Source organism: Haloferula luteola, assembly GCF_014201715.1.
Lineage (GTDB): Bacteria > Verrucomicrobiota > Verrucomicrobiia > Verrucomicrobiales > Akkermansiaceae > Haloferula > Haloferula luteola.
In genome coordinates this window covers 1-2470 of sequence record NZ_JACHFD010000062.1, presented here as the reverse complement: position 1 = coordinate 2470, position 2470 = coordinate 1, and the positions used below count along the sequence as shown (strand labels likewise).

Genomic DNA, 2470 nt, shown 5'->3' with positions numbered 1-2470 from the left:
ACTACGGACGATGGCTTCAAGTTCGCCGCGTTGCTTTTTGCTGACTTTCAAGGGCGGTAACGCTTTGGGCATGCTTCGCTAAAGCAGATCGTATGACTGTTAATTCTCTGACGTTGCACTAGTCAGGGCGATATCGACGAGGTTATTGCGTTTACCCAACTACTCAGCAAGAAGCAGGTCAAGGAACTTTTTCCTGATTGCACAATTGTTACTGAGCGTTTACTAGGGATATTTCCAAAGTCATACATCGCATATCGAACCAACTGCGAACAAGAATAGATGAGAAGGCAGCAGGGCCGTGACTGGCCCGGTGGGGTGGACTCCTTGCTGCGATGAAAACCAACTCATCGCCCCCAATCCTCGGGCTTGACCTTGGAGACCGGAAGTATGTCGTCTGCGTGCTCGGAACTGACGTGGAGATCATCAAAGAAAGAAGCATCCCCAACAGCCGCCCCTCGCTTGAGAAGGTCCGCGCCATCTGTTAGAACGACCGCAAGTGCGACCCCCGCGACGCCGAAATGCTCACCCGCCTCACGCGCTCCGGCACGGGACGTACCCCCGGAGGTCGCGAGCGACGACGCCCCGAGTCCCCCGGATCAGAGCAGAAGGCTTCCGACCTTTTGACGACGCAGGAGCTTGCAGACGGGCTGCGGATTCGGTAGGGGTAGCCTCAGACTTTGACCAAGAATGAGAATCTGGAGACTGAGTATACTTCTGCCCTGCGTGTTGGTGGGTTGTTCAGTTTCGGCTAGGCAATCATCAGCGAAGCTTATGACGACTGTGTCTCCCTTGCCGAGGGAGGTTCGTCAGGGCTCTAAAATTACTCTTGAGGTCGTTGCTTTGAATCGGACCCGCGCGGAAGTATCGATTCCTCCTTCTTATTACGACGGCGATGAACTGATCATGGACCACGCCGGGGTGATTTTCGTGAAGGACCTCGAATCCATTGCCATCGTGAGGAATTCGGTATCAATTTGCCCGCCGATCTTTGATAGAATCGGCGCAGGAGAGTCTCAACGCTTTAGATTCACCTGGGAGGCATCAGAGACCGATCTGGGCGACGGATATTTGGTTGTGAGGCTGCCTACGCAATTCGAGCAGGTCAATCCGCTTCCGATCCGCGTAACAAGATAAGCGTTGGCTTCACGAGTGAAGTGCAATACTTAACCCCGTTGCTGGGAGTTGGACTTGTGGGGAGGGTAGAGGATCTACAACCTTTGATCAGGCTGGCACTCCCGGTAGTGGAGTGGGTGGTCTCTGAAGTTTGCTACAAAATACCCGGCTAGATGGAGTCGCTTTCCATATTGTTCATGCTCCTTGTGGTCGCGGTGAGCGGCGTGATTCTCATCGTGCAGATGATTCTTCTCGTCATGCGGAAGAAGCTCTCTGTGGGTGGATGGGTCACAGCTTGTCTGGCGCTTCTACCGATTGCGCTCGTGGCTGGCTCGGCGATCTTGGGTGCTGAAACGGAATACAACCCGGCCGACGCCACGCCCGGACGGATTGCTGGGCATTATGCCAACGGCGACTCGTCACTGACACTTCGGGCGGATGGGACTTACACAGCCACCAATCTCAAGGGACTGACCGGCGGCACATGGAGCAACTTTGATTGGAACCTCACATTTAGTGGATCGACACTGGAGCAGCCACGCTGGATCACCAGACGTGGCATGCCTGCGATTCTACCCTACTACTCGGGGCCAGACGGATCAGACGGCCCGCTCCTCAAGAAACAATGAAGCGAACAAGTTGGCGCCGGAGAACCCGCTACCCGCCGAGAGTTGGGCTTGTAGGGTGGTGGAGTTTCCGCAACCTTGAATCAGGCTGGCGCTCCGGTAGCGGAGTGGGTGGCCTCTGAAGTTCGGCAGAAAGCTCAAGATGCTCTCAGAGCTGACAACATTCCTTGCTTGCCCACAATGCACGTTTAACCGTTTCCAGCCGTCGTGGTACTTCTTTGCGGCATTGCGGCTCGCGATCGTCGGGCTAATCTGCTGGAAGAGAATGGATATCGTGAGGGTTCTCGGGATTGCGGTATTCTTGGAGATTCCCTACTTCCTTGCCTGGAGAATCGGTGTGATTTGGATGTATGCTGAGCGACCAGGCACCAATCGAGAAGAAGCAGCGGGTCTCTATGAAGCTCTATTCTCCGCTGGCATTCTGCATGCACTCCTTCTCTTGGTCATGTCGCGATTTCGATACTTCCGAGTCACAAACGCCCCTAGAATCCGATTCTTGCGGATCGCGCTAATTGTGCCCGCATTCTTACTGAGCACCTATTTTCACTCCGCATTCGCATACTCTCCGTTCAGTTCAAGCGTGCGGTAAATGAAAATGGTGACTTCAGGAGTGAAGTGCAATAGTTCTACTTAGGAAAATTGGTGGGAATTCCGGTCCGTCCGTTCCATCGGCGCTCGATATCTGCCTTGCGTTTCCGGTGCCGATGATGGATGCGCGCAAGCACCTCCTC

At 54.4% G+C, this 2470-nt stretch carries 3 protein-coding genes; all 3 read left to right on the top strand.

Features of this window, described 5'->3' with window-relative positions:
* The first annotated feature begins 332 nt into the window (after positions 1-332).
* On the top strand, positions 333-485 hold the full coding sequence (locus HNR46_RS20400) for a hypothetical protein (RefSeq protein ID WP_184022536.1): 153 nt from the start codon (positions 333-335) through the stop codon (positions 483-485).
* A gap of 286 nt (positions 486-771) precedes the next feature.
* Positions 772-1134, top strand: a complete 363-nt coding sequence (locus tag HNR46_RS20395; protein WP_184022534.1) for a hypothetical protein — start codon at positions 772-774, stop codon at positions 1132-1134.
* A gap of 176 nt (positions 1135-1310) precedes the next feature.
* Complete coding sequence (locus tag HNR46_RS20390; protein WP_184022533.1) at positions 1311-1742, top strand: hypothetical protein; 432 nt, start codon at positions 1311-1313, stop codon at positions 1740-1742.
* Positions 1743-2470: the final 728 nt, after the last annotated feature.

Excerpts from the sequence above, each read along its gene's own strand:
- HNR46_RS20400 (WP_184022536.1), top strand. The coding sequence starts at position 333 with ATGAAAACCAACTCATCGCCCCCAATCCTCGGGCTTGACCTTGGAGAC.
- HNR46_RS20390 (WP_184022533.1), top strand. The coding sequence starts at position 1,311 with ATGCTCCTTGTGGTCGCGGTGAGCGGCGTGATTCTCATCGTGCAGATG.
- HNR46_RS20395 (WP_184022534.1), top strand. The coding sequence starts at position 772 with ATGACGACTGTGTCTCCCTTGCCGAGGGAGGTTCGTCAGGGCTCTAAA.